The following is a 26,142-nucleotide window of genomic DNA, read 5'->3' as shown; positions in this document are numbered from 1 at the left end:
GTGCGAGACATCGCCGTCTTCAGCGGCAACGCCCATCCCGACCTGGCCCGCGAGGTCTGCGCCCACCTCGGGGTCCCGCTCAGCCCGACCCGGATCAGCCGCTTCGCCAACGACTGTCTGGGGGTGCAGCTGCAGGCCAACTGCCGGGAACGGGACGTCTTCCTGATCCAGCCGCTGGTCCGGCCGGTGCAGGAGCATCTGGTGGAACTGATGCTGATGTGCGACGCCGCCCGGGGCGCCTCCGCCGCCCGGATCACCGTCGTCATGCCGCACTACTCCTACGCCCGCTCCGACAAGAAGGACGCGCCGCGCATCTCCATCGGCGGCCGGCTGGTCGCCGACCTGCTCGTGGCGGCGGGCGCGAGCCGGGTGCTCGCCATGACGCTGCACTCACCCCAGGTGCACGGCTTCTTCTCGGTACCGGTCGACCATCTGAACGCGCTGCACGAACTCGCCGCGCACTTTCGCCGGTACGACCTGACGCGCACCACGGTCGTCTCGCCGGACCTCGGCAACGCCAAGGAGGCCGCCGCCTTCGCCCGGCTCATCGGCGCGCAGGTGGCGGCCGGTGCCAAACAGCGGTTCGCGGACGACCGGGTGAGCATCAGTTCCGTCATCGGCGATGTCAGCGGCCGGGACGTCATCGTGCTGGACGACGAGATCGCCAAGGGCAGCACCGTGCTCGAACTCCTCGGCCGACTGCGCGAGTTGGGTGTCCGGTCGGTCCGGGTGGCGTGCACGCACGGGCTGTTCGCCGCCGGTGCGCTGAAGCGGCTGAGCGAGCAGCCGGACGTGCTGGAGATCGTCTGCACCAACACCGTGCCGGTCCCCGTGGACGGCGAGCCCACCGACAAGCTGCGGGTGCTCTCCATCGCCCCGGCGCTCGCCGAGGCGGTACGGCGCATTCACAACGGTGAATCCGTGAGCACCCTGTTCGAGCAGTCGTAGAGCCCGGACGCGGCCCGCTCAGACCGAGCCGGACGCGGCCCCGGAGCGGGCCAGGGCCGCGTCCAGCGTGGGGTGCGGGGGCAGCAGCCGGGACAGACCGGTGACCCGGAAGACGCGCAGGGTCAGCGGATGCGTGCACACCAGGTGCAGCTGCCCGCCGCCGTCCAGCACCCGGGAGCGGGCCCGGTACAGCAGCCGCAGCCCCGAGCAGTCGAAGAACTCCACCGACCGCAGGTCGAAGACGACCCGCGCACCGGGGCGGCCGGTGACCCGGTCCAGCGACGGGCCGATCTCCGTCGCCGAGACCAGATCGATCTCGCCGCGCAGCTCCAGCACCGTGTGCGCCCGGTGCTCGTACACACGGAGGTGACGGGTGAGCGGTGCAGGCTCGTCTCGCACGACGGCATCACCTCCCACCCGCGCCCGGACGTCGGTCTCCCGATCGTCAAGTTACCCTCGATGGAAGGAATTTGAGCATGTTCGGTTGACATATGTCTTCGAGTTTGGCGCTTGTCGCCCGGTAACCGTGCTCCGCCGACCGGTCAGTCGACCAGAAGGACCAGCTTCCCCGTCGTCCGTCCCGTGTCGCCCGCTTCGTGTGCCTTCGCCGCGTCCGCCAGCGGGAACGTCCCGGCGATCGTCGCCTTCAGCCTCCCCGACTCCGCCAGCTCGGCGATGGCCTCCATACCGGTCCGGTCGGCGTCCACCAGCATGCGCACGGCCCGTACGCCGAGCCGCTCGGCCTCGTCGTGGAACTCCCGCGAGCCCACGGGCAGGATCGACACCACGACACCGCCCGGCCGCAGCACCTTCAGCGACGCGACGGAGGTGTCCCCGCCGAGCGTGTCCAGGACCACATCGACGTCCCGCACCGCCTCCGTGACATCGGTCGTCCGGTAGTCGATCGGCTCGTCCACGCCGATCTCCCGCAGGAAGTCGTGCTTGCCCGCGCTCGCCGTGCCGATCACATACGCGCCGCGCGCCTTGGCGATCTGCACGGCCACATGCCCGACCCCGCCGGCCGCCGCATGGATCAGCACCCGCTGCCCGGACCGCAGGTCCGCGTGCTCGGTCAGGGCCTGCCAGGCGGTCAGGGACACCAGCGGCAGCGCACCGGCCTGGGTGTGGCCGACCGAGGCGGGCTTGTGCGTCAGGGCACGGACCGGTGCGATCACGTATTCGGCGTGCGAGCCGTGGCCGTAGGGATAGGGCAGCATGCCGAAGACCTCGTCGCCGGGCCGGAAGGCCACCACGCCGACGCCGGTCTCGGCGACCTCGCCGGAGACGTCCCAGCCGAGGACGAACGGCGGCTCGCCCAGGAAGCCGCCGGTGGCCCGGTGCTTCCAGTCGGTGGGGTTGACCCCGGCGGCCCGGACCCGGACCAGCACCTGGTTCGGGCCCGGCTTCGGCCGCTCCACCCGTACTTCCCTCAGGACCTCGGGACCGCCGAGGACGTCCTGGCTGATGGCTCGCATCGTGTTCACATCGCTCATGGTCACCCAGCCTGCCCGGGGTCGCCCGTCCGGGAAATGGCATGATGGCCAAGCTTCGATAGGATCGTGCCATGCTCGATGTCCAGCTGCGCACCCGGCGCCCCGAGCGGGTGGCCGTCCTCGCCCTGGACGGCGTCTACCCCTTCGAGCTGGGCATCCCCAGCCGTATCCTCGGCGCCGCCGACGGCCACTACGAGGTGCTGACCTGCACGGTCGACGGCCGCCCGGTGCGCACCAGCGCCGACTTCACGATCGGGGTCGCGCACGGCCCGGAGATCCTCGACACCGCGGACACGGTGGTGGTGACCTCGATGCCGGCCGGGGACATCCCCGCCGAGCTGCCGGACGAGGTCGCCGCCGCCCTCGCCCGTATCCGCCCGGACGCCCGGATCGTCTCGATCTGCACAGCCGCGTTCGTGCTCGCCGAGGCCGGCCTGCTCGACGGCCGCCGCGCGACCACGCACTGGCAGGTGGCCGAGCGCTTCCGCCGCCGCTTCCCCCGGGTGGACCTCGACCCGGACGTCCTCTTCGTCGCCGACGGCCGTATGCTCACCTCGGCCGGGGCCGCCTCCGGCATCGACATCTGCCTGCACATCGTGCGCGCCGACCACGGCAGCGAACTCGCCAACTCCGTGGCCCGCCGCTGTGTCGTCCCGCCGTTCCGGGACGGCGGCCAGGCCCAGTACATCGAGCAGCCGGTCCCCGTCAGCGGCGCGGCGAGCACGGCCGCGACCCGATCCTGGGCCCTGGAGCGGCTGGACGAGCCGCTCACCCTCACCGACCTCGCCGGCCACGCCCGGATGAGCCTGCGCACCTTCGCCCGCCGGTTCAGCGACGAGGTCGGCCTCAGCCCCGGCCGCTGGCTGATCCAGCAGCGCGTCGCCCGCGCCCGGCATCTGCTGGAGGCCAGCGACCTGCCGGTGGACCGGATCGCCGCCGAGGTCGGCTTCGCCACCGGCGCCTCACTGCGCCAGCACCTGCACACGGCGATCGGGGTGTCCCCGCAGGCCTACCGCCGGACGTTCCAGCAGACCCGCTGACGCGGCGCGCTCACTCGGCCGCGTACACCCGCTCGCCCTCCACGTAGGTGAGCGCCACGGCCGTCTCCGCGATGGCCTGCGGCGGCCCGGCGAACGGATCGCGGTCCAGCACCACCAGATCGGCGAGCGCCCCGACGGCCACCCGGCCCGTGTCGTCCAGATGGTTCACGTACGCCGACCCGGCCGTGTACGCGTGCAGCGCGTCCGCGAGGCCGAGCCGCTCCCCGGGCAGGAACACCGGCCCGGCGGCGCCCGGTTCGACCCGGTTGACCGCGACATGGATGCCCTGGAGCGGATCGGGGCTGCTCACCGGCCAGTCGCTGCCCGCCGCGAGCCGCGCCCCCGAGCGCAGCAGCGCGCCGAACGGGTACTGCCAGGCGGCCCGTTCGGCCCCGAGGAACGGGATCGTCAGCTCGTCCATCTGCGGCTCGTGCGCGGCCCACAGCGGCTGGATGTTCGCGGTGGCGCCGAGCCGGGCGAAGCGCGGTACGTCGTCCGGGTGCACGACCTGGAGGTGCGCGAGGTGCGGCCGGGTGTCGCTCGGCCCGTTCGCGGCGCGGGCCGCCTCGACCGCGTCCAGCGCGTCGCGTACGGCCCGGTCGCCCAGCGCGTGGAAGTGGCACTGGAAACCCAGAGCGTCCAACTTGGTGACGAACTCGGGCAGTTGAGACGGATCGATGAAGCTCTTGCCGCGGTTCGCGGTCGCGCACCCGCACCGGTCCAGATAGGGGTCGAGCAGCGCGGCCGTGCCGTTCTCGGCGACCCCGTCCAGCATCAGCTTCACCGTGCCCGCCTGAAACCGGCCGTGGCTGAACGCCGCCCGCTTCTCCACGAGTTCGGCGATCTGCTCGGCCCCGCGCTCCCGGTCCCACCACAGTGCGCCCACCACCCGCGCGGTCAGCGAACCGTCCCGCGCCGCCGTGAGATACGCCTCGGCCGGGTCGTCCATGCCGAGGAAGTCGCCGACCAGTGCGTCCTGCCAGGCGGTGATGCCGAGAGCGTGCAGATGCCGCTGGGCGTGCAGCAGCGCGGCCAGCCGGTCGGCCGGGGTGGCGGGCGGGGTGAGCCGGCCGACCAGCTGCATCGCACCCTCCTGGAGCGTGCCGCTCGGCTCTCCGGAGGCGTCCCGCTCGATCCGCCCGTCGGCCGGGTCGGGCGTGTCCCGGTCGACGCCGGCCAGCTGCAGTGCCCGGCTGTTGACCCAGGCGCCGTGGTGGTCCCGGTTCGGCAGATACACCGGCCGGTCCGGGACGACCGCGTCCAGCAGCTCCTTGGCCGGCGTCCCGCCCTCGAACGCCTCCATCGACCAGCCGCCGCCCAGAATCCACTCCCGCTCCGGATGGGCCTCGGCGTACGCCCGTACGGCGGCCACGCTCTCCTCGGCCGTCGTCGTACCGGACAGATCGCACTGGGCCAGCTCCAGCCCCGCCGGTACCGGATGGACATGCGCGTCCTGGAAGCCGGGCAGCAGCAGCCGTCCGGCGAGATCGACCACCTCCGTGCGCGGCCCGGCCAGGTCGCGCAGCTCGTCCCCGCCGACCGCGGTGACACGGCCCCCGGTGACGGCGACGGCGGTCGCCACGCGGCCCTCGGGACCCTCGGGGGTGAGGACGGGGCCGCCGGTGAACAGCAGATCAGCGTGCATGATGCCTTTCCTGGTAGGTCAGTTGGAGGTGGCGAGCAGCTCGGGCGCGTCGGCGTCGGTGCCCGCTCCGGTGCGGAAGTACGGCGATCTGCGCACCCACTTGGCCCAGGCGGCGACCGCGAACCCGGACGCGATCATCGCGACCGGCATGAGCAGCAGGAACCAGCCGTTGTCCGCGCTCAGTTCCAGATGGTCGGCGGAGTCGTAGAACGACCAGCAGAGGTAGCCGCCGAGGCCCAGCAGGGCCAGTGCGCTGAGCGTCGGCAGCACCACCGCACGCACGGCCTGCCCCCAGTCCTCGCGCAGCAGGGACCGGAAGCGTACGGCGGCCGCCAGCGCGGTGAGCGCGTAGGACAGCGCGACGACGACACCGACCGCGTTCACGATCGCGTCGATCATGTCGGCGAGCCGCGGGATCACCAGCGCACCCGCCGCCACCGCGATGGCCAGCGCCCCGATCAGCAGCGTCCCGGCCGCCGGAGTCCCGTACCGGGCGCTGACCTTGGACCACACCGGTCCGAGGGTACGGTCCCGGCTCATCGCGAACATCCCGCGGGCCGTCGGGATGACCCCGGCCTGCAGTGAGGCCACCGCCGAGAACATCAGGGCGACCAGCGGCAGCGCGGCCAGCGGCTGGTCGGCCAGCCGGTCCCCGTAGTACGCGAGCCCCTGCGCCCCGTGACCGGCCAACTCCCGCTGGGACAGCACCCGTTGGAAGGCGAGCGAGCCGAGCAGGAACAGCCCGAGCATCGTCACCAGGGTGATGGTTCCGGCCCGGGAGGCGTCCCGCGGGTCCTTCACCTCCTCGTTGACGGTGAACGCCGCCTCGAAACCCCAGTAGCAGAACACCGACAGCAGCATGCCCTGCGCCAGCGCGGTCGCCGACGGGATCGCGAACGGGTCGAACCAGGACAGGCTGAAGGAGTGCGGTCCGGTGACGATGCCGTAGCCGCAGAACCCGAGCAGGACGAGGTACTCGAAGACCAGCAGCCCGCTCTGCAGCCGGGCCGCCGTGCGGACCCCGGTCACGGCGGTCAGCGTGACGGCGACCAGGACGACGATCCCCACCGCCGTCGTCTGCGCGGTCGAGTCCGGATCGAGCCCGAGCGAGCCGATCCGGTGCAGGCCCGCCTCCCCGGCCAGCTGCAGCAGCGCCGACCCGGTGACGGCCGTCGTGTAGGCGAGGAAGGCCACGCTCGCCACGAAGTTCACCCAGCCGACCATGAAACCGAGCCAGGGGCTGAGCGAACGGCCCACCCACACATAGCCGTTGCCGGCGTTCGGCTCCACCCGGTTCAGCCGCGAGTAGGCCCCGGCGATACCGAGGACGGGCAGGAACGCCAGCAGCATGATGGCCGGCAGATGCGGGCCGACCACCCCCGCGGTCACCCCGAGTCCGATGCCGATGCTGGTCGTGGCGGCCGTGCTGGAGGCGGCGACGGCGACGCCGTCCACCACGCTGAGGGACTTGCGCAGCTCGGGCCGCGCGGGGGGATCCACTCCGAAGGGTCTGTCGCTCATGCCGGCTCTCCGCTCACCGCGGGGGCCCGGACGGCCCCGGTGACGGGACATGAAACTGCCGGGACACTTAACAGGTCAACGGTGTTGTCATAAGGTGCCCGGCACGAGCCAGGGAGGCCCCATGACCGACCGTGTCGTCCCGCCCGCCGCCCGGCAGCGCCGCCGCCCCACCAGACAGGGCGTCGTACTGTCCGAGGAACTGATCGTCGCCACCGCCCTCCGGCTGATCGAGGAGCACGGCGCCGACGCCCTCTCCGTACGCCGCCTCGGCCGGGCCCTCGGCGCCGACCCCAGCTCCCTGTACCGGTACTTCCGGCACACCGACGACCTGATGCTGGCCATCGCCGACGAGCTGATCGGCCGTACCCTCAAGACCTGGCGGCTGACCGGCGACTGGGTGGCCGACCTGCGCGAACTGGGGCTGCGCATGCACACCGGCGCCCTCGCGCACCCTCGGGCGGCGATGCTCAGCGCCCACCGCGTCACCGGGCGCGCCCATGAGATCCAGGCCGTGGAGAGCATCCTCGGCGTGCTCCGCCGGGCCGGGTTCCCGGACCCGGAGGCGGTGCGGATCTACCACGCGTTCGTCGACCAGGCCCTCGCCTTCGGCGCCCTGGACTCCGCGTGCACCGCCCTGCCGCTGACCGCGCGCGAGGCCGAGGCCCAGGTGTGGCGCAGCACCTACGGCCGGCTGCCCGCCGACACCCACCCGCACATCGCGGCCACCGCACCCCATCTCGTCGCCACCATGCGCTCCAGTTCCTACCCGGCCGCCCTCGACCTGCTCCTGGCCGCCGCCCGGACACGCCTTGATCGCATTCGTGCGGGGAGCGTGGACTGACGGCCACACTGGACGGGATCCGTACCGCGAGGAGGCCGTACACCATGACCCCACCGCCCGCCCGCACCACCGCGGAGCGCACGAAGGACACCCTGCACCGGCTGGAGCACGACGTCGACGTCTGGGTCGCCACCGCCGGCCCCGACGGCGGGGCGCCCTATCTCGTGCCGCTGTCCTTCGTGTGGGACGGCGCCACCCTGCTGATCGCCACGCCGGCCGAGAGCCCCACCGGCCGCAACCTCGTGGCCACGGGCCGGGCCCGCCTCGGCCTCGGCCCGACGCGGGACGTCGTCCTGATCGAGGGCACCGTCCAGGTGGTGACCCCGGAGGACCTCCCCGAGGAGGACGCCGAGGTCTTCGCCGGCAAGACCGGCTTCGACCCCCGCCAACTCGCCACCCGCTACCTGTACTTCAAAATCCTCCCCCGACGCGTCCAGGCCTGGCGCGAGGAGAACGAGCTGAGCGGCCGGGAGCTGATGCGCGACGGGGAGTGGCTCCTGGGCGGCTGACCGCTTCCGGCAGGGTGTCGCCGACCGGATATCGCCGTCCGGCCGGCCGTTCGGCGAGCATTTCCAGCCGCCCCAAGACACCCGGTCGTAGGCCTCGCCCAGGACCGGAGGCCGAGCACCGGGTCCCGGCCGCCGGGCGACGCGTTCCCCGTTCTCCGCCGCCCGCATGGTGTGATCCGCTCCCTCGGGGGCAGTCGGCGAAGGTGAGCGGAACATCGCCGGAACGCCAGAGCCGCGCCGCGTCGGGCACCGGCGCCGAGGCCGACCGGCACACGAAGGTGACCGTCCTCGTGGCGCTCGCCGCCAACCTGGTGATCGCCGTCGCCAAGGCCGTCGGCGGTGTCCTCTCGGGCTCACCCGCGCTGCTGTCGGAGGCCGCGCACTCCGTCGCCGACAGCCTCAACGAGGTGTTCCTGCTGGCCGCGCTGCGCCGCAGCCGCCGTCCCGCCGACCGACGGCACCCCTTCGGCTACGGCAAGGAACGCTTCTTCTGGTCCCTGCTGGCCGCCGTCGGCATCTTCGTCATGGGCGGCTGCTTCTCCTTCTTCCAGGGCTTCCAGGCGCTGCGCGAGGGCACCGAGGAGAACTTCGGCGGCTATGTGGCGGGTCTGATCGTGCTCGGCGTGGCCCTCGTCGCCGAGGGCGGCTCGCTGCTGCGGGCGCTGCACCAGGCGCGCCGGCAGGGCGGCGGCCTCGGGGGGCTGCGTGACCCGGCCCTGCGCACGGTGATCGCCGAGGACGGCACGGCGGTGCTCGGTGTGACGCTCGCCCTCGCCGGGATGGCCCTGCACATGGTGACCGGGCAGGTCGCATGGGAGGCGTCCGCCTCACTGGCCATCGGCGTCCTGCTGGTGTACGTCGCCTACCGGCTGGGCCGTGACGCCCGTGACCAGCTCATCGGCGAGGCCGCCGACCCGGAGCTGAGCGGCAGGATCCGCTCGCTGCTCGAGACGCAGCCGGAGATCGACAGCGTGGAGGCGCTGTTCACCATGCGCATGGGCCTCGACTCCACGCTGGTGGCCGCTCGCATCGACCTGGTGCCCGGCCTGGACAGCGAACGCGTGGAGAAGGCTGCCGTACGCATCAAGCGGTCACTTGCCGACACGTTTCCCGAGGCCGACCAGATCTTCCTGGACGTGACCGACCGGCCGGCGGGGGAGGCACGGAAGAGCCCCGCCGCGACGGGGGAACGCGGCGGGGCCTGACGCACGAGTGCCCGCCCCGGGGCGGGTTCACACCTGTCCGGCGCGGATTTTTCTGAAACCGGCCGGATACCGGCGCGAATCAGCTCTCGCCGAGGGGCTCCAGCACGAAGACGGGAATCTCCCGGGAGGTCTTCTTCTGGTAGTCGGCATACGGCGGGTACGCCGCGACGGCCCGCTCCCACCACCGGTCCTTCTCGTCGCCGGTGACCTCACGGGCCCTCATGTCCCGCTTGTCCGGCCCGTCCTGCAGCTCGACATGCGGATCGGAGGTGACGTTGAAGTACCACACCGGGTGCTTGGGCGCGCCGCCCTGCGAGGCGACCACCGCGTACGTCCCGTCGTGCTCCACCCGCATCAGCGGCGTCTTGCGGATCTTTCCGCTCTTCGCGCCCCGCGTGGTCAGCACGATCACCGGCAGCCCGGTGTCCAGGAGTGTCGTGCCCTTCGTCCCGCCGGAACTCTCGTACAGCTCGACCTGCTCGCGCACCCACTGCGTCGGGCTGGGCTCGTACTCACCCTCAAGAGGCATGGGATCCGTACCCTTCGTCGGTCCAACAGCTGTCTGTCACCGGCATTCAACACCGGAGGTCTCACGGATCATCCGTACCGCGGATCGCCCGCTGTCCATCCTGCCGACGCCGCCGCACGTCCACCGTGCGCCGGCCGGAATCCGCCCCTCCGACCCCGCTTCCTCGGCCAGATCACCCCGATCGCCGAAGTGGCCGAACTTGGGGTCGACCTATAGATGCCTGAGGCATCAAATGAAGATCGGCATGACGCACCTCTTCGTCTGCGAGGTCTTCCCATGACGGAACTGACGGACATCCCCGGCCCGGCGGACCAGGCCGACCCCGTCGCCTTCCCGCAGGACCGCACCTGTCCCTACCACCCGCCCACCGGATACCAGCCGTTGCGCGACGGGCGCCCCCTGTCCCGCGTCACCCTGTTCGACGGCCGTGAGGCCTGGGCCGTCACCGCACACGCCACCGCCCGCGCCCTGCTCGCCGACCCCCGTCTGTCCAGCAACCGCAGCCACCCCGGCTTCCCCGTGCCCTCGGAGCGTTTCGCGGGCGTCCGCGACCGCCGGGTGGCGCTGATCGCGGTGGACGATCCCGAACACAACCGGCAGCGGCGGCTGATGATCCCGTCGTTCACCGTCAAGCGCGCGGCCGAGCTGCGGCCGTGGATCCAGCAGACCGTGGACGGGCTGCTGGACGTGATGATCGCCCAGGGGCCGCCCGCCGAGCTGGTCTCCGCCTTCGCGCTGCCCGTGCCGTCGATGGTGATCTGCCGCCTGCTCGGAATCCCGTACGCCGACCACGAACTCTTCGAGGAACAGTCCCGTCGGCTGCTGCGCGGCCCCACGGCGGCCGACACCAGCGATGCCCGCGACCGCCTGGAGGACTACCTCGGAGGGCTGATCGACGACAAGGCCAGGCAGGCCGAACCGGGCGCCGGCATCCTCGACGAGATCGTCCACCACCAGCTGCGCGACGGCGTGCTGGACCGCGCCGAACTCGTGTCGCTGGCCCTCATCCTGCTGGTCGCGGGCCATGAGACGACCGCCAACATGATCTCCCTCGGCACCTACGCCCTGCTCCAGCACCCCGGCCGGCTGGCCGAGCTGCGCGCCGACCCGGCGCTGCTGCCCGCCGCCGTCGAGGAGTTGATGCGGATGCTGTCCATCGCGGAGGGGCTGCAGCGGGTGGCGCTGGAGGACATCGAGATCGACGGCACCACGATACGGGCCGGCGAGGGCGTGCTGTTCTCGACCTCGGTGATCAACCGCGATCCGGCCCAGTACGCGGACCCCGACACCCTGGACTTCCATCGCTCCGCCCGCCACCACGTGGCGTTCGGCTTCGGGATCCACCAGTGTCTCGGGCAGAACCTGGCCCGCGCCGAGCTGGAGATCGCCCTGGGCACCCTGCTCGCCCGGCTGCCGGGGCTACGGCTGGCCGTGCCGGCCGACGAAGTCCGCTTCAAACGCGGCGACACGATCCAGGGGATGCTGGAACTCCCCGTGACCTGGTAAGAGGCTCTGCTCATGCACATCGACATCGACAAGGACGTCTGTATCGGCGCGGGCCAGTGCGCGCTGGCCGCGCCGGGCGTCTTCACCCAGGACGACGACGGCTTCAGCACCCTGCTGCCCGGACGCGAGGACGGCGGCGGCGACCCGATGGTCCGGGAGGCCGCCCGCGCCTGCCCGGTGCGCGCGATCACACTGTCGGAGCCGGCCGGCTGAGCGCGCGGGGCGGGCCGGACGACATGCCGGACCCCGGCCCCCGTCCCGGATGCACACGTCCCCCACGGGAGTGTGCCCCGCCGAACACCACACCTAGCTCCGGCCGGGCGCTCCCGGTGGCACCCAGCTCGCCATGGACGTGGATCCAGGCGCAGCCGCGGGAGCCGGCTTCGGAGGACGCTCGTTCTTCGGTGCTGTCCGAACCCTGGAGGCCCCGAGGCCGAGCGAGGGGCGTCCTTCCCGCTTCAGTAGGGTTCCCGGATGACCGAACAGGCCGAGCAGCCCTTCCTCTACGTCGTCGTGTGCGCGGCCGGGATCGCGGCGGGCGTCAGCAGGCTGATCACCGCCGCCCGGGAAGGGGGCTGGCAGGTCGGCGTCATCGCCACACCGGTCGCCATGGGCGGCTTCTTCGACGCCGCGGCCGTGGCGGCACAGACGGGCCGTCCCGTCCGGTCGGCCTGGCGCACGCCGGCCGATCCCCGCCCCTTCCCGCCACCGGACGCCGTCGTGGTGGCGCCCGCCACCTTCAACACCGTCAACAAGTGGGCGGCCGGCATCTGCGACACCCTCGCGCTCGGCACCCTGTGCGAGGCCGTGGGCCTCGGCGTGCCGATCGCCGTCCTGCCCTGTGTCGCCGACGCGCTGGCCGCCCATCCCGCCTACCGGGACAGCCTGGAACGGCTGCGCGGGATGGGCGTGCGCTTCGGCGATCCGTACACCGGCGAGGTCCGAGCCGACGGCGGCCGACCGGACTTCGCCTGGGAGCGGGCACTCGACCTGCTCTAGCGACAGGTCAGCGTCGGCCCCGCCAGCATGTTCCCGGTGAACATGTCCTGGCCCTTCGGCACCCAGTAGCCGAGCTTGGACACCACCGTGGAGCACTTGTCCCCGACGGTGTAGCGGATCTTGAGCTTCTCCGGGTGGCCGGGCTGCAGCTCGGTCACCGTGCAGTCGATGGAGTGCGCCAGCCGGGTCTTCGCCGGGTACCGGCCCACCAGCGGGTTGACGCAGCGCTTGTCGGCCGTGCTGATCCGCAGCCCGCTGCCCTCCTCGCCGATCATCCCCAGCCGGGCGTCGCCGTCGCCCTCGTCGCTGTCCCGGCGGATCGTGTACGTCACGGTGGTCGTGGCATTGCGGCGCAGCTCGGTCCGGTCGACCGTGACGGCGTGCGTGACCTTCGCCTTGGGCGCGGTCAGCGACACGGTGGCCTGCACCGTGCCCTTCAGGTCGACACCCGCAGGCGTCGACCGCACGCGAACCGTGGCGTGCAGGTCGTAGGCGCCCGGACCTGGGTACAGGCCGGAGCCGGGCAGCGTTCCGGTGCCCAGGGACTTGCCCGACCGGCTGGCCGTCCAGGTGCCCTCGGTGCGACAGGCGTAGCGGACCCGGGTGCGGCCGATCTTGCACGTGGCCGGGGCCGTGATGCTGAATCTGGGGGAGCCGGTGTCCGCGCACAGGCTGACATCGGCCCGCTCACCGTGCGCACCGTGCAGCGTGCCGGCGAGCGCGCACAGCGTGGCCGGGGTCTCCGGCGCCGGTGCGGCGGCGGAGTGTCCCCAGGCGGGGGTGACGAGGGCCAGCGGCAGCAGCGCTGCTCCGGCCAGGATTCTCAGAGTCGTGGGACGAGTCGGCACCGCGTTTCCTCCGGGCGGCCGAGACCGGCCGGATGCCGGTCGTCTCCGCCGAGGATGAGCAGACAGTATGACGATCGGTCGGCTCCCACGCCGGACGGTCACCTGAGGGCAGCAACACAACGCCCCGAAGGAAGTGCCCCGCATCAGCCCTCCTGGCGGAGCGTCACCGCACTTCGCGTACATACCCCTTGCTGCCCGGAGTGGACACGTCCCGGTCCCGGCGGACGATGCTCAGCCGGCCGCCCCAGTGCGCGAGCGCCGAGCGCAGCCCGGCGTCCGTGTACTCGATGTCCACGACCCGGTCGTCGAACGCCTTCGCGTACACCCCGCACTCGTCGTACTGCCCGCACTCCTCCGCCACCGCGAAGTCCAGCCCGGCCCGCTCGCGCACGCCGGTCAGTTCGGCGGTGTTCTTCTGCCCGACGGCCAGGTGCCGGGCGTGCGCGTGCCGGGACAGCAGGGTCATGAACGAGGTCGCGTCGGCCGCGGTGAGCAGGTGGTGGGAGCGGGTATAGCTGTCGTAGTTGTCCGGCTCGACGGCGTCGAAGCCCTTCTTCGCGCAGCCGTCGATCCACTGGTTCACGCGCTGCGCCACCCGCTCCCGCTTGGCCGGGGTGCCGATGTCGAGCAGCGGCTCGTTCCAGTCCTCGTCGATGACGACCTTGCCGTGCGCGTCGCGCAGCAGCAGGTCGGCCGGCCAGGAGGCGCGCTCCTCGGGCTGGGCCTGGAAGGCGTTGACGTAGCAGATGTTGTACAGGCCGGGCGCGGGGGAGTCGGAGCGGTCGCGGCTGAGGATCCGCACGCCCTTCGGCGGGGGATAGGCGCCGCCGATCTGGTAGTCGAACCCGGCGCCGCGCGGCGGCAGCCGTACCGCGGCGGGCGGCTGCGAGCCGCGACTCCCCTTGCCGCCGGAATCGCCGGAGGTGCCGGAACCGCCGCCGGAACCGCAGCCGGCCAGCCCCGGAAGGGTGACGACCAGGGCCACCGCCAGGGCGCCTGCGGTCCTTCGGAGGCCCGCGGCGCGTCGAACACCCTTGGGGGGCAAGTCTGCTCCATCCTGCCCACGCCGGGCGGCGCGGCACGTGTGGATCAAATCGCCCGCGCGCTTCGGCCGTCAAGCCGGTGCGGGACGACGCCGTAGTCTCGTTGGTGACCATCGTCCCGAAGGCAGGAGCAGCAACGATGCAGTACGTGAAGCTCGGTTCGACGGGCCTGGACGTGTCGCGGATCTGTCTGGGCTGCATGACCTACGGGCTGCCGGACCGCGGCGTCCACGAGTGGACCCTCGACGCTCAGGAGTCCCGTCCGCTGATCCGGCAGGCGCTGGAGGCGGGCGTCAACTTCTTCGACACCGCCAACATCTACTCCGACGGGACCAGCGAGGAGATCGTCGGCAAGGCCCTGCGCGACTTCGCCGACCGCGACGAGATCGTGCTGGCGACCAAGGTCAACGGCCGGATGCGGCCGGGCCCCAACGCGGCTGGGCTGTCCCGCAAGGCCCTCATGACCGAGATCGACCACAGCCTGCGCCGCCTCGGCACCGACTACGTCGACCTCTACCAGATCCACCGCTACGACCACGCGACCCCCGTCGAGGAGACGATGGAGGCGCTGCACGACCTGGTCAAGGCGGGCAAGGTCCGCTACCTCGGAGCGAGTTCGATGTACGCGTGGGAGTTCTCCAAGCTGCAGTACACGGCGGAGCGGCACGGCTGGACGAAGTTCGTGTCCATGCAGAACCACTACAACCTGCTCTACCGCGAGGAGGAGCGGGAGATGCTGCCGCTCTGCGCGGACCAGGGCGTCGGCGTGCTGCCGTGGAGCCCGCTCGCCCGGGGCCGGCTCACCCGCGACTGGGGCACGGTCACCGAACGGAGCGCCAACGACAACTTCGGCAGCCGCCTGTACCTGGAGAGCGACCGCTCGATCGTCGAGGCCGTCACCCGCATCGCGGGCGACCGGGGCGTGCCCCGCGCCCAGGTGGCCCTCGCCTGGCTGCTGCACCAGGACACGGTGGCGGCCCCGATCGTCGGCGCCGCCAAGCCGCACCACATCGACGACGCGGCGGCCGCGGTCGAGCTGGAGCTGACGGAGAAGGAGATCGAGGAACTGGAGCAGCCCTACACGCCAAGGGCGATCAGCGGCCACTGAGTCCCGGCGGCTCAATGAGGCCGGTGCGGCACGAACTCGGTGCCGCACGGACCCGCCCCCTCGCTCTCCGGCAGCGCCACCCGCTCTCCGGACATCGTGAGCGTCCGGTAGTACCCCCCGATCCGCTCGGCAGAACGGCCCACATAGTGCCCGATGAACGAGCGCCGGAAGCGGTCGGCGGTGCGGTTGGGGCCGGAGCCGTGCACCAGACTGCCGTTGAAGAACAGCACGTCGCCCGGCGCCAGATCCACCGGCACCGGCACCAGACCGGGCGGCGGCGCGACGTACTCGCGGGCGAACGACAGCCGTTCGTCCGCGAGTTCGGGGCAGAACAGGTCCATCCGGTGGGTGCCCGGGACGACCTCCAGCCCGCCGTTGTCCCGGTCGATCGGCTCGCAGGCCAGCCATGCCGCCACACAGGTGCCCGGCTCGACCCGCAGATAGAAGTTGTCCTGATGCAGGGCCTGCCCGCGCGCACCCGGCGGCTTGAAGTAGAACATGCTCTGCGCGGCCAGCACCTCCTCGCCGAACAGCACCTCCAGCACCGCCCGCAGCCGGGCGTCCAGCAGGAACCGCCGTGCGGCGGAGCTGATCTCGTGCGGTTGCATCACCCGGGGATACCGGCGCAGCGGGTCGGGGTCGGCCGGACGGGGCTCGAAGTGCCCGGGCACCGGACCGGCCGCGAGCAGTGCGGCGAACGCGGCGCACAGCCGCTCGGTCTCGGCCCGCTCGAACAGCCCCCGTACGACGGTGAATCCGTCCTCCTCGAAGCGCCGCCGGAGTGCCTCGGGCAGGATGGCTCGGGTGTTCGTGGCCGTCATGTGTCCGCTCCTGCGCTTGTCGGATCGGGTGGTCACTCACCCGCCATCACCCGCCACGCTAGGCCGACGCGCCCGACGGGAGGATGCCTGTGCGTGCTGACGACCTGCCCGTGACGGCTGCCGCCGCCGACCCGTCCCCACCGCTCGGAGTGGTGGTGACCGGCCGCTACGACCAGCCGCCGGGCTACGGCGTTAACCGGCCGCAGGGATCGGACAGTTGGCTGTTCACCTACACCCTGGGCGGGTGCGGCCTGCTCCGTCAGGGTGCCGCGCGGGCCCGGGCCGGCGCCGGGGACCTGGTGGTGCTCGCCCCCGGCACCGCTCACCGCTACACCGTCGCGCCCGGCGCCGAGCGCTGGCGGTTCTGGTGGACGCACTGCCAGGCCCGCCCGTCCTGGACGCCCTGGCTCGCCCCGTACGCCGTGTCCGACGGCCTGTACGCCGTGACGTCCGTGCCCGGCACGCTGCACGGCCGGATCGACGCGGCGTTCGGCCGGATGCTCGCCGACGCCCGCGCACCGGCCGAGGACACCCCGTGTGCGCCGGACCCGGTGGCCGTGGCGCACGGCAGCCTGGCGCGGGAACTGGCCCTGTGCGCCCTGGAGGAGATCGTCCTCCTCGCCGCCGGCGGACCCCGGGCACAGCCGCCCGCGCCGGACCGGACCCAGGCGCCCGCGCCGGATGCCGACGCCCGGGTGCGCCGGGCCGAGGAGCTGATCGCCGCCGACCCCGGTGCCCCGCACACCGTCCGCTCGCTCGCCGGGAGCGTCGCGCTGTCCCCGTCCCGGTTCGCCCATCTGTTCACCCTGCGCACCGGCCGTTCCCCGATGCGGGCCCTGCGCGAGGCCCGGCTGGGGCACGCGGCCCGGCTGCTGGAGGCCACCGACCTGACCGTGGAGCGGGTGGCCCGGGCCTCCGGATTCACCAGCCCCTTCCACTTCAGCCGGGTCTTCCGGGAACGCTACGGCGTGCCGCCCGGCGCCTACCGGACGGGAGAACGGCGGTAATGGGAAGAAAAGGAATCAGCTGAATCCGAGTCAATGAGGAACCGGCCGCAGGCGATTGTCGATAATCGAGAGATCTCTTGTTCGTACGTGCGCGGCTGTGCGAAAGTGTGCGCTGTCGGCGCGCAGGCACATCACATTTTCCGCTGTATGCGCCAGGCCGCTCCCCGTACACCCCCCACGCTTCAAAAGAGCCGCCTCAGGTGGACGTTCGAGCAGCCCCACCGCCCTCCCATACTGCTTGGTATGGACTAATTCCGCTATCACGTCTGGAGGAATGCAGTCGTGAATGAGGCAGGCCCCTCGGACGAGCAGCTGAGTGCCGAACTGAAGAAGTGGACGGGAGGGACACCGGCGCTCCATCCCGTCGGTGAACTCCTCGACCGGCACTGGGAAGCGGCCTTCGCCTACGCCCGGTTGTGCACGGACGGAACACGCGCCGCCGGCATGCTCACCACCGCCGCCTTCACCCGGCTCTTCGGGGAATCGCTCCGGCAGTCCGGCCCGACCGCCGCCTGGCGGCCCCAGGTGCTGGTCGCCGTCCGCCGCATCGCCGCCGAGTGGGACACCGACGGCCGCCGGGAACTCCTCCACCCGCAGCTGCGCTCCGGCGCCACCGGTGAGCGCGCCGCCGCCCGGCTGCTGCCGCCGCCCGGCAGGCGACAGCTCTCCCGCGCGTTCCAGCGGGTACCCCAGACCAGCAGGGCCGTGCTGTGGCACACCGAGGTCGAGGCCGAACCGCTCGCCGTACCCGCGGCCCTGCTCGGCCTGGACGAGGAGGACGCGCGCGTCGAACTGCGCCGGGCCCGGGAACGGCTGCGCGAGGAGTGCCTCCAGGCGCACCGCGAACTCGCCCCGGAGGCCGAGTGCCGGCGCTATCTGCGCATGCTCGACGTCACGTTCCGGCGCGGCGGCGTCGACATCGACCCCGATCTACGCGGCCATCTGAGCGGTTGCGGACACTGCAGCCGCACCGCGGACCAGCTCGCCGCGTTCAACACCGGACTCGGGCTCGCCCTCGCCGAGGCGGTCCTCGGCTGGGGCGCCCGCGCCTACCTGGAGTCCCGGGCAAGCCGCGGCGAGGACCCGGCCGAGCCGGCTCCGCACCCCACGACCGTCGCACCACCCCCGTCCGGCGAGGCCTTCCCGACCGCGGTGACGCCGCGCGGCGGTGACGCCCCTCAGCCTCCGCGCGGCCGCTCGCCCCGGCGGGCCGCCCGCGCCCGCCGCATCCGGCGCCGCCAGCTCGCCCTCGCCGTCGTGACCGTGAGCGGTCTGGTCGTCGTACCCCTGGCGCTGTGGTCGCTCCTCGGCTCCGGCGGCGGCACGGCCCCGGCCGGTGGCGGCGCGTCCTCGCCGGCGCCGGGCAGGGGCACCGCGAGTCCCGGCGCGTCCTGGGCCGGGGCGAACGCGGCCGGTCAGGGTGCCGTGCACGGCCGGCTGCGCAATCTCGCCTCCGGACTGTGCATCGGCGTCGTCGGGGAGAAGGCCGTCGAGGACGCCGAGACCGAACTCGCCCCCTGCTCGGCGGCACCGAGCCAGCAGTGGACGTACGAGACCGACGGACTGCTGCGCAACTCCGCCGCGCCCGGCCTGTGCCTGGACTCCCACATCGGCTACTCGGTCCGCCTCGCCCCCTGCTCGGCCACCGGCCGGGCCGCGCGGAACATCCGCTACGACTTCACCCTCCAGGGCACCCTGATACCCCGCTGGAACCAGGAGCTGGCCCTCACCCCGGCCGCCACCGACGGCTCCGGCGCCCTGGTCCTCAAGAACCGCGCCCCCGGCACCGCCCAGCGCTGGACCGTGGACACCGCCAAACCCGACCTGCAGATGCAGAACGTCAACTGGGACAGCCACAGCACCCCGACGCCGGACGCCGGCCCCGACCGGACGCCACCCGGGGCGACGCCCACCCCCAAGGCGTCCAGGACCACCCCTGAGCAGACCCCGGACCCGACCCCCACGCACACCGCACCGGCCCCGGCGCCCACGCCGTCCGCCACGGTCGATCCCTGCTCCGCGTACCCGTACTACTGCGGCTGGGGCGGCGGGGGTTACGGAGACGGCGGGCGCCACCGCCGCTGACTCAGGGACCACTCCTCGCGCGCACAGCGCCTGCCGAGCCGCTCCGCCGCCGCTCAGGACGTCGTGCTGCCGGCCGCGCCCAGGAACTCCGCCCAGCCGCTCGCCGGGGCCTGGCCGGGCACCAGGGTGCGCAGCTTGCGCAGCACCGCCGGGTCCTGCGCCTCCAGCCAGGCCACGAGCTGCTTGAACGACACGAAGCGCACGTCGTCGCCGTGCGCGGCCATCTTCCCGATGGCCTCCTCGACGGCGTCCATGTAGATGCCGCCGTTCCAGCGCTCGAAGTGGTTGCCGATGAAGAAGGGCGCGCGGTTGGTGTCGTAGGCGCGCTGGAAGCCGGCGACATACGCGTCGCGCGCCTGGGTGCGCCAGGCGTCGTACTGGGTGCGGTCGCCGTTCGGATTGCCACCGGACTGGTTGAACATCATGTTGTAGTCCATCGACAGCACCTGGAATTTGTGTCCGGGGAACGGTATGGACTGCAGCGGGAAGTCCCAGATCTTGCCGCCCTGCACCTTGGCCGGCCAGATCTGCAGTCCGCCGGGGGAGCTGGCGTCGTACTTCCAGCCGAGGGCCGCCGCCGTGGGCAGCAGGTTGGACTGGCCCTCCAGACACGGGGTGCGGCCGCCGATCAGCTCCTTGTCGTAGTCGAAGGGGAGCGGCTCCAGGTCCGTGAAGCCCGTGTTGGTCTTCCACTGCGTCACGAAGCTCTTGGCCTGGTCGATCTCGCTGCGCCACTCGGCCGGGGACCAGTTGCGCACCCCGGTCGCGCCGCAGAAGTGCCCGTTGAAGTGGGTGCCTATCTCGTGGCCCTCCAGCCAGGCCGCCCGCACCTGCTGCAGGGTGGCGTGGATGTGCCGGTCGGCGAGGTAGCCGATGGCGGAGGCCCCGACCGGGTGCTGCGGCGGGTGGTACAGGTGCTTCTTGGACTCGGGCAGCGCGTAGATGCCGCTGAGGAAGAAGGTCATCTTGGCGCCGTGGTCGGCGGCCACCTTGCGGAACCGGGAGAACAGCTGGTTGCTCACCTCGCCCGCGCCGTCCCAGGAGAACACCACGAACTGCGGGGGCTTCTGGCCCGGCTTCAGCCGCTCGGGCTTCGGCTGGTGCGGCTGGGCGCCGGTGTCGGCCGTGGAGCCGTCGCCTATGGGCTTCGCCGGCCGGGCCTGGGCGGTGCCCTTGTCGTCCGAGTCCGGGCCGCCGACCGAGAGACCGGTGCCGGAGGAGCACGCGGCCAGCGTGCCCAGGGCGCCCGCCGCCGCGCCCGCCGTCAGCACCTGCCTGCGTGAGATCCCGCTCATCTTGTCCCCGATTTCCTTGTCACGGCCCCGGTGGAGCCTGCTCGCCGGTGTGGGTCGACGGGTTCGATGGCGGGAGCCGAAGGAAAGATCGGGGCCGGGTGTGGCTGTTGCCGTCCTGTGACAGTTGTGGCGCGGCCATGACGAACCCCGCTGCCCGGGGAGCGGAACAGCGGGGTTCTCGGGGGTGTTTCGGGGGTCTTGCGACCAGGTCAGGGAGCGGTGCCGGGGCGAAGCACCGACAGGAAGACGGACGAGGAGTTCCCGGAGACGGGTACCGCGCCGCCTGACCACGTGGCCTTCAGCGCGTCCCGCTCGTCCGGAGGTGTCACCAGCAGCGCGGCCGGGGTGGCCGTCCTGGCGCCGCTGATACCGGGGTTGGAGAAGGTCAGCCCGGCCCAGGCGCTCTGCCCCGGCCCAAGGGTGATCGTCGTCAGGGAGCCCGACTCGCGCTGAGGGTCCGGGCCGAGCTGGGCGCCGGAGCCGGTCACGAACGCGGCGCCCGGATAGCCGCGCAGGGTGCAGGTGCGGCCGGACGCGTTGGTGAGGACGACCGGGAAGTTCTCCTGGCCGGCCCCCGGGTCGTTGCGGCCCACCGAGGCGCGCAGCTCGGAGGTGTGGCAGCGGCTGCTCGCCGGGGCCGTGGCGGTGGCGCCGCCCCCGGCGGAGGGGGCCGCCTTCGAGGCGGCGGGGGAGGAGGCAGCGCCGGCCGGAGCCGAGGCCGGGGCGGAGGTGGCGGACGCCGGGCTCTTCGTGCCGCCGGTCGCCGGCGCGGCCGTACCGGAGGCCGTGATCGGCGGGTTGCTGTGGACGTCGTGGCCGTTGCCACACGCGGTCAGGAGGCCCAGCACGGCGGCCGTGCCCACGAGCAGGGCCCCGTGCCGCGCGGACCGGGGGGTGTACACCATGTCGCTCAACACTCCTGGTTGTCACGGCACGCGGCGGCCCGCATGCCTACGGCACCGAGTGCGCCGTCATCACACTCCGATGCGCACAGCCCCGGAAAAGTTCGGCACACGCAGGGATTTCTTCCCCGCTGTGAGGGCGGGCAGGCGCCCGTCAGGTCACGCTCAGCGAACGGAGTATGTCCTCGGTCGCGTCCTTGTCGCCCCGCTCGCGCACCTGTACGTACACCTGCGGCCGCGCGGCGCCGCCCGCCGGGGCCAGCGCGGACTCCGTGACCGAGCCGCCGTCCGGACAGCCGCTCCAGGCCCGCACCAGACCGTGCCAGTCTGCGTCGGTGAAACTGCGGCTGCCGGAGAAGCGGCAGCCGGAGTGGGCGAGGGCCTTGACCCTCGCGGTGACATCGCCGTGCTCGCTCACACCGACGAACACGCCGTCCACCGCCGCGCCCAGATCTGGCCACCGGCTCAGGTCGTCGGCGACCACCAGGCCCGGTTCGTGCCCCTTGGTGAGCCCCAGCGCGCCCGGATCCCAGCCGGAGTCGCGCAGCTCGTGGCCGAAGGCCGCCGGTACCTCGACGGCCACCCGCCCGGTCGCGTCCGTCACCCGCACGTGCTCAGGGGAGCCGCCGCGGTGCAGCACCGCGGTCATCCCGGCCGCGGCCGCCGCCGCGGTGAGCAGCGCGGCCAGGGACAGCGTCACCGTGTTCAGCCGGCCGCGCACCCCGTCCAGCCGCCGTCCGGGCCGCAGCACCAGCGAGCCCGCCGTCAGCCGGTCCAGCTCGTTCGCGAACGCCTGCGCGCCGGGCCAGCGCCGCGCCCGGTCCGGCTCCAGCGCGCGCAGCAGCGCCCGTTCCACGTCCTCGTCGAGGTCCGGCCGCAGCCGCCCGGGCGGTACCACCCGGCCCGGCGGGCCCGGCACGCGCCCGGTGACCAGCTCGTAGCCGACCGCGCCCAGGCTGTACACGTCGGCCCGCTCGTCGATGCCCTCGCCGGGCTCGGCCTGTTCCGGCGGCTGATAGCCCGCCGAGCCCGCGGCCAGCGTGAGCACCGAGGCCTGCGCGAGGCTCTTGGCGAGCCCCAGGTCGGCCAGCAGCACCCGCCGGGTGCCGTCCGGGGCGGTGTGCAGCAGCACATTGGTCGGCTTGATGTCGCGGTGCACGATGCCCGCCTCGTGCAGCGCGGCGGCGGCCCGGGCGGCCTCGGCGGTCAGGGCCAGCGCGTGGCCCACCGGCAGCGGGCCGCCCGCCAGCAGATCGGCGAGGGTGCCGCCGTCGGCGTACTCCATCACGAAGTACGGCCTGCCGTCCGGCAGTTCACCGATGTCGTAGACCTGCACCACCCGGTTGGAGCCGGCCCGGCGCAGCAGCCGGGCCTCGGACAGGAAGCGGTCCCTGATGTCGAGCCGGTGCGCCCAGTTCTCGGCGAGGACCTTCACCGCGACCGGTGCCTGCAGCTCGTCGTCGTGGGCGAGCCACACCGTGGCGAAGGCGCCGGTGCCCAGCGGACGTTCGAGGCGGTAGCGGCCGATCCGCTCCAGGGAGTGCATACGACTATCATGCCTGGCCTGAGATCGACTCGAAGGGGGACCCGTTCCGTGCAGGACCAGGCGCCGATGGAAGACCTCGCCCGGCGGGCCGCCGCAGGCGACAGCGCTGCTCTGGACCGGCTGCTGCATGAGATCCGGCCGGAGGTGGTGCGCCGCTGCGGGCGCTTCCTGCCGTGCCGGGAGGACGCCGAGGAGGCGGCACAGGACGTGCTGCTCCAGGTGGCCCGGCACGTCTCCCGCTTCGAGGGCCGCAGCCGCTTCGGTACCTGGCTGTACACGGTGGTGGCGAACTGCTGCCGGCAGAAGTACCGCGAGCTGAAGCGGCGGGCCGCCGAGCAGCCGGCCGCCATCGAGCCCTCGTACGCCGTCGACCCGCGCACCACCAGTGTCATCGCCGGGTCCCGGGTGGATCTGCTGGAGGCGCTGGACCGGCTGGAGCGGACGCATCCGCACCTGGTCGCCCCGCTGGTCTACCGGGACATCTGCCAGCTGGACTACGCCGAGGTCGCCGAGCGCGTCGGCATCCCGCTCGGCACCCTCAAATCCCGGCTGCACGAGGCCCGCAAACAGGTACGGCCCTGGCTGGCGGGGTCCTGAGCCCTACCGGTCCTCCTCGTACAGCGGCAGTTCCGCCCAGATCGTCTTTCCCTCCGGGGTGTGCCGGCTGCCCCAGCGCTGGGTGAGCTGGGCGACCAGCAGCAGGCCCCGGCCGCCCTCGTCGTAGGTCTTGGCCCGGCGCAGGTGCGGGGCGGTGGGACTGGTGTCGGACACCTCGCAGATCAGCGTGGTCGGGTCATGGATCAACCGCAGCCGGATGGGGTGCGCGCCGTACCGGATGGCGTTGGTGACCAGCTCGCTGACCACCAGCTCCGTGGTGAACGCGGCCTCGCTCAGCTCCCAGGCGTCCAGCTGCTCCACGGCCTGCTTGCGGATCGGCGCGACCAGCGCCGGGTCGGACGGGATGTCCCAGGTCGCCACCTGGGCGGCGGGCAGGCCCCGGGTGCGGGCCAGCAGCAGCGCCACGTCGTCGGCGGCGCCGCCCGGCGGCAGCAGGGCGTGCAGGACGCCGTCGCAGGTCTCGTCGAGGGAGTCCGCGTACCCCCCGAGCGCCTCGTACAGCATCGCCCGGCTCGCCTCCGGGTCCCGCTCCCGGGACCACACCAGACCGTCCGTGTACAGCGCGAGGACGGTCCCCTCGGGCAGTTCCACCTCGGTGGACTCGAAGGGCAGCCCGCCCAGGCCCAGCGGGGGTCCGGCGGGCACGTCCAGTGCCTGCGGCGTCCCGCCCGGCCGCAGCACCACGGGCGGCGGATGCCCGGCGCGGGCCACGGTGCAGCGCCTCGGCACCGGGTCGTAGACGGCGTACATGCAGGTCGCGCCGACCTCGCCGGGGCTGCCCGCCTCACCGGGGCTGGTGACGACGCCGGACTCCTCGGACAGCCGGACCACCAGGTCGTCCAGGTGGGTGAGCAGCTCGTCCGGGGCCAGGTCGATGTCGGCGAGGGTGCGTACGGCGGTACGCAGCCGCCCCATGGTGGCCGAGGCCTCCACGCCGTGCCCGACGACGTCCCCGACGACCATCGCGACCCGCATCCCGGACAGCGGGATCACATCGAACCAGTCGCCGCCCACCCCGGCCCGCGCGGCCGGCAGATAGCGGGAGCAGGCCTCCAGGGCGGCCGTGTGCGGCAGGGTGCGGGGCAGCAGACTGCGCTGGAGGGCGAGCGCGGTCTCCCGCTCGCGGGAGTAGCGGCGGGCGTTGTCGATGCAGACGGCGGCCCGGGTGGTGATCTCCTCGGCGAGCAGCCGGTCGTCCGCGGCGAACAGCTCCGGACGCCGGTGGCGGGTGAAGACCGCGACGCCGAGGGTGAGCCCGCGGGCCCGGATGGGCACCGCCATCGAGGAGTGCATGCCGAATCTGCGCACCCGCTCGCTCCGCTCGGTGTGCCAGGTCAGCCACGACTCCATGTCGCCCGCGGCCACCGAGGCGGTGATCGTGTGGCCGGCGGTCAGCGAGTCCGCCTGCGGTGAGCCGGCCGGGTACTCCTCGGTCTGCCCGGGCCGCAGCACCGCCTCCGGCACCTCGTCGAGGACCGACCGGTGGGCGGCCCGGCGCAGGGTGACGGGCGCGGTGAGGCGGGCCGGGGGCTCGCCGCCGTACTCCTGCGGGTCCAGCAGGTCGATGGTGACGAAGTCGGCGAGCGCGGGCACGCACACGTCCGCCAGCTCCTGGGCCGTACGGGTGACGTCGAGGGTGCTGCCGACGCGCACGCTCGCCTCGTTCACCAGCTGGAGCCGCTGCCGGGCCCGGTGGTTGTCGGTGATGTCGTGCGCGGCCAGGCACACGCCGCGCACCCGGCTCCGGGCGTCGCGGACCGGGGCCATCCGGGCGAGCCAGGCGCGGGCGCCGGCCTCGCCGCCGGTGTGCACGTACATCTGCAGGTCCAGCGGCCGCCCCGTGGTCAGCACCCGGAGCATGCCCTGCTCCAGCTCCTCGCTCTGCGACCTGCCGCCGATCTCCGCGAGCCGCAGCCCGCGCAGGCGCTCCCCCGGCAGTCCGATGACCTCGGCCATCGCGTCGTTCATCCGGCGCAGCCGCAGCTCGTCGTCGTAGACGGCGACCGCGCACGGCGACTGGAGCAGGCCCGCCGCGGCGAGCGGGTCGTCCTCGGCGGGCGGCGCGGCGCCGGTGAGCGGGGTGACCACGAGCCAGTCCCCGCCGTGTCCGTCGTGCGGCGGCCGGCGGTGGGCGAGCAGCCAGACCGGGACCGTACGGCCGTCCCGGTGACGCAAACCGACCGTTCCCTCCCAGCGGCTGCCGGTGGGCGGGGCCGGGGTGTCCTCCCCGGCCAGCAGCCGGGCGGCGGGACGGCCCAGGACGGTTTCGGCCGGGTGGCCGAGCAGGCGGCGCGCTCCCTCGTTCCACTCGACCAGCGTTCCGTCGTCGTCGATGACAGCCCGGGCCGTCGCCGCGTCGTCGAACGGATAGACCCGGCTCATCGTCGCCGCTCCCCAGCGCACACTCACAGTGAACAGGTGGCACCTCTCGTGTTCCAGCGTAGTGCTTCGGGGACTCCCGTGAACGGCAAGCTTCGCCCACCCGGCCGGTCGGCCGAACGGGGTCAAGGGGAAAATCCGGTCGATCCGCCACCGACGGCGGACGGACGGTTCCGAACCCTTGACGATCGTGTGTGGCAAGCCGTCAGAATCTGTTTGTTCACGATCAGTTGTGAGTATTTCTGGGCCCTGAT

The 26,142-nt window shown here is 72.8% G+C and carries 24 protein-coding genes; 12 read left to right on the top strand and 12 right to left on the bottom strand.

Annotation, left to right across the window (positions count from 1 at the left end; all coding sequences use genetic code 11):
* Complete coding sequence (locus AB0L75_RS33465; RefSeq protein ID WP_365188677.1) at positions 1–948, top strand: ribose-phosphate diphosphokinase; 948 nt, start codon at positions 1–3, stop codon at positions 946–948.
* Between the two features lie 18 nt (positions 949–966).
* Here the strand turns inward: AB0L75_RS33465 and AB0L75_RS33460 are convergent, their stop codons facing one another.
* The gene (locus AB0L75_RS33460) at positions 967–1,347 is read right to left on the bottom strand and encodes an anti-sigma factor antagonist (protein ID WP_365188675.1); all 381 of its coding nucleotides are present in this window, start codon (positions 1,345–1,347) and stop codon (positions 967–969) included.
* Between the two features lie 143 nt (positions 1,348–1,490).
* Positions 1,491–2,441 carry an NADP-dependent oxidoreductase gene (locus tag AB0L75_RS33455; RefSeq protein WP_365188672.1) on the bottom strand — a complete coding sequence of 317 codons (951 nt, stop codon included), beginning with the start codon at positions 2,439–2,441 and terminating at the stop codon, positions 1,491–1,493.
* Positions 2,442–2,512: 71 nt separating this feature from the next.
* Between AB0L75_RS33455 and AB0L75_RS33450 the strand changes: the two genes are divergently transcribed.
* Entirely contained in the window at positions 2,513–3,481 is a 969-nt protein-coding gene (locus AB0L75_RS33450) for a helix-turn-helix domain-containing protein (RefSeq protein ID WP_365188669.1), read from the top strand.
* A gap of 10 nt (positions 3,482–3,491) precedes the next feature.
* Here the strand turns inward: AB0L75_RS33450 and AB0L75_RS33445 are convergent, their stop codons facing one another.
* Together AB0L75_RS33445 and AB0L75_RS33440 are read right to left on the bottom strand one after the other, a co-directional pair.
* Positions 3,492–5,126, bottom strand: coding sequence for an amidohydrolase (locus tag AB0L75_RS33445; protein ID WP_365188666.1), 1,635 nt, complete (start codon positions 5,124–5,126; stop codon positions 3,492–3,494).
* Between the two features lie 18 nt (positions 5,127–5,144).
* The gene (locus AB0L75_RS33440) at positions 5,145–6,647 is read right to left on the bottom strand and encodes an APC family permease (protein WP_365188663.1); all 1,503 of its coding nucleotides are present in this window, start codon (positions 6,645–6,647) and stop codon (positions 5,145–5,147) included.
* A 121-nt stretch (positions 6,648–6,768) separates the two neighbouring features.
* Between AB0L75_RS33440 and AB0L75_RS33435 the strand changes: the two genes are divergently transcribed.
* The 3 genes from AB0L75_RS33435 to AB0L75_RS33425 all read left to right on the top strand — a co-directional run bounded on the left by AB0L75_RS33435 (position 6,769) and on the right by AB0L75_RS33425 (position 9,202).
* On the top strand, positions 6,769–7,488 hold the full coding sequence (locus AB0L75_RS33435; RefSeq protein ID WP_365188661.1) for a helix-turn-helix domain-containing protein: 720 nt from the start codon (positions 6,769–6,771) through the stop codon (positions 7,486–7,488).
* Positions 7,489–7,532: 44 nt separating this feature from the next.
* Complete coding sequence (locus AB0L75_RS33430; protein WP_365188659.1) at positions 7,533–7,997, top strand: pyridoxamine 5'-phosphate oxidase family protein; 465 nt, start codon at positions 7,533–7,535, stop codon at positions 7,995–7,997.
* Between the two features lie 203 nt (positions 7,998–8,200).
* Positions 8,201–9,202, top strand: a complete 1,002-nt coding sequence (locus AB0L75_RS33425) for a cation diffusion facilitator family transporter (RefSeq protein WP_365188656.1) — start codon at positions 8,201–8,203, stop codon at positions 9,200–9,202.
* Positions 9,203–9,281: 79 nt separating this feature from the next.
* Here AB0L75_RS33425 and AB0L75_RS33420 read toward each other — a convergent pair whose 3' ends face one another.
* Complete coding sequence (locus AB0L75_RS33420) at positions 9,282–9,731, bottom strand: nitroreductase family deazaflavin-dependent oxidoreductase (protein WP_365188653.1); 450 nt, start codon at positions 9,729–9,731, stop codon at positions 9,282–9,284.
* A gap of 276 nt (positions 9,732–10,007) precedes the next feature.
* On the opposite strand from AB0L75_RS33420, the gene AB0L75_RS33415 reads away from it, so the two are divergent.
* The 3 genes from AB0L75_RS33415 (at position 10,008) to AB0L75_RS33405 (ending at position 12,236) form a co-directional block, all read left to right on the top strand.
* Positions 10,008–11,237 carry a cytochrome P450 gene (locus AB0L75_RS33415; RefSeq protein ID WP_365188651.1) on the top strand — a complete coding sequence of 410 codons (1,230 nt, stop codon included), beginning with the start codon at positions 10,008–10,010 and terminating at the stop codon, positions 11,235–11,237.
* A gap of 12 nt (positions 11,238–11,249) precedes the next feature.
* A complete protein-coding gene (locus tag AB0L75_RS33410) occupies positions 11,250–11,450 on the top strand; it encodes a ferredoxin (RefSeq protein WP_365188648.1) in 201 nt (66 codons plus the stop codon).
* Between the two features lie 261 nt (positions 11,451–11,711).
* Complete coding sequence (locus AB0L75_RS33405) at positions 11,712–12,236, top strand: flavoprotein (protein ID WP_365188646.1); 525 nt, start codon at positions 11,712–11,714, stop codon at positions 12,234–12,236.
* Here the strand turns inward: AB0L75_RS33405 and AB0L75_RS33400 are convergent.
* Positions 12,233–13,084 (bottom strand): hypothetical protein, encoded by an 852-nt coding sequence (locus AB0L75_RS33400; RefSeq protein ID WP_365188644.1) that lies wholly within the window; start codon positions 13,082–13,084, stop codon positions 12,233–12,235. The two genes, AB0L75_RS33405 and AB0L75_RS33400, sit on opposite strands and share 4 nt — an antisense overlap.
* A 163-nt stretch (positions 13,085–13,247) precedes the next feature.
* A complete protein-coding gene (locus AB0L75_RS33395) occupies positions 13,248–14,129 on the bottom strand; it encodes an endo alpha-1,4 polygalactosaminidase (RefSeq protein WP_365188641.1) in 882 nt (293 codons plus the stop codon).
* 137 nt (positions 14,130–14,266) lie between these two features.
* Here AB0L75_RS33395 and AB0L75_RS33390 point away from each other — a divergent pair, with 137 nt between their 5' ends.
* On the top strand, positions 14,267–15,235 hold the full coding sequence (locus tag AB0L75_RS33390; RefSeq protein WP_365188639.1) for an aldo/keto reductase: 969 nt from the start codon (positions 14,267–14,269) through the stop codon (positions 15,233–15,235).
* 11 nt (positions 15,236–15,246) lie between these two features.
* Here the strand turns inward: AB0L75_RS33390 and AB0L75_RS33385 are convergent, their stop codons facing one another.
* Positions 15,247–16,056 (bottom strand): phytanoyl-CoA dioxygenase family protein, encoded by an 810-nt coding sequence (locus AB0L75_RS33385; protein WP_365188636.1) that lies wholly within the window; start codon positions 16,054–16,056, stop codon positions 15,247–15,249.
* Between the two features lie 83 nt (positions 16,057–16,139).
* Between AB0L75_RS33385 and AB0L75_RS33380 the strand changes: the two genes are divergently transcribed.
* Both AB0L75_RS33380 and AB0L75_RS33375 read left to right on the top strand, forming a co-directional pair.
* On the top strand, positions 16,140–17,063 hold the full coding sequence (locus tag AB0L75_RS33380; protein ID WP_365188635.1) for a helix-turn-helix domain-containing protein: 924 nt from the start codon (positions 16,140–16,142) through the stop codon (positions 17,061–17,063).
* Between the two features lie 282 nt (positions 17,064–17,345).
* On the top strand, positions 17,346–19,148 hold the full coding sequence (locus tag AB0L75_RS33375) for an RICIN domain-containing protein (RefSeq protein WP_365188633.1): 1,803 nt from the start codon (positions 17,346–17,348) through the stop codon (positions 19,146–19,148).
* Positions 19,149–19,201: 53 nt separating this feature from the next.
* Here the strand turns inward: AB0L75_RS33375 and AB0L75_RS33370 are convergent, their stop codons facing one another.
* The 3 genes from AB0L75_RS33370 to AB0L75_RS33360 form a co-directional block, all read right to left on the bottom strand.
* Positions 19,202–20,443: a hypothetical protein gene (locus AB0L75_RS33370; RefSeq protein ID WP_365188631.1), complete on the bottom strand. Its 1,242-nt coding sequence runs from the start codon at positions 20,441–20,443 to the stop codon at positions 19,202–19,204.
* Between the two features lie 209 nt (positions 20,444–20,652).
* Positions 20,653–21,348: a DUF4232 domain-containing protein gene (locus AB0L75_RS33365; RefSeq protein ID WP_365188628.1), complete on the bottom strand. Its 696-nt coding sequence runs from the start codon at positions 21,346–21,348 to the stop codon at positions 20,653–20,655.
* A 151-nt stretch (positions 21,349–21,499) separates the two neighbouring features.
* Positions 21,500–22,891, bottom strand: a complete 1,392-nt coding sequence (locus tag AB0L75_RS33360; protein WP_365188626.1) for a serine/threonine-protein kinase — start codon at positions 22,889–22,891, stop codon at positions 21,500–21,502.
* A 48-nt stretch (positions 22,892–22,939) separates the two neighbouring features.
* Here AB0L75_RS33360 and AB0L75_RS33355 point away from each other — a divergent pair, with 48 nt between their 5' ends.
* Positions 22,940–23,488, top strand: a complete 549-nt coding sequence (locus AB0L75_RS33355; RefSeq protein ID WP_365188623.1) for an RNA polymerase sigma factor — start codon at positions 22,940–22,942, stop codon at positions 23,486–23,488.
* Positions 23,489–23,491: 3 nt separating this feature from the next.
* Here the strand turns inward: AB0L75_RS33355 and AB0L75_RS33350 are convergent, their stop codons facing one another.
* On the bottom strand, positions 23,492–25,891 hold the full coding sequence (locus tag AB0L75_RS33350) for a SpoIIE family protein phosphatase (RefSeq protein WP_365188621.1): 2,400 nt from the start codon (positions 25,889–25,891) through the stop codon (positions 23,492–23,494).
* Positions 25,892–26,142: the final 251 nt, after the last annotated feature.

This window comes from Streptomyces sp. NPDC052101, assembly GCF_040680235.1.
Lineage (GTDB): Bacteria > Actinomycetota > Actinomycetes > Streptomycetales > Streptomycetaceae > Streptomyces.
This window is presented reverse-complemented; position numbering and strand designations above follow the sequence as displayed.